Annotated in this window: 1 rRNA gene; it reads left to right on the top strand. The window is 51.1% G+C overall.

The annotated features are described in order from the left end of the window. Positions 1 to 276 (top strand): 16S ribosomal RNA (locus ACTHSX_RS10640); the annotation flags it as partial.

The raw sequence follows: 276 nt of genomic DNA, 5'->3' as shown, positions 1-276 counted from the left end.
TCGGAATTACTGGGCGTAAAGGGAGCGTAGGCGGGTTGACAAGTTGGAGGTGAAAGCCCAGGGCTCAACCCTGGAATAGCCTTCAAAACTGTCAGCCTTGAGTATGGAAGAGGTAAGTGGAACTCCGAGTGTAGAGGTGAAATTCGTAGATATTCGGAAGAACACCAGTGGCGAAGGCGACTGACTGGACAAGTATTGACGCTGAGGTGCGAAAGCGTGGGGAGCAAACAGGATTAGATACCCTAGTAGTCCTGTCTCTTATACACACTCCGAGCC

The sequence above is a fragment of the Neisseria sp. P0014.S002 genome, from assembly GCF_051958295.1.
Classification (GTDB): domain Bacteria; phylum Pseudomonadota; class Gammaproteobacteria; order Burkholderiales; family Neisseriaceae; genus Neisseria; species Neisseria flavescens_B.
The sequence above is the reverse complement of the archived record's forward strand: the minus strand, read 5'-3'. Positions and strand labels throughout refer to the sequence as shown.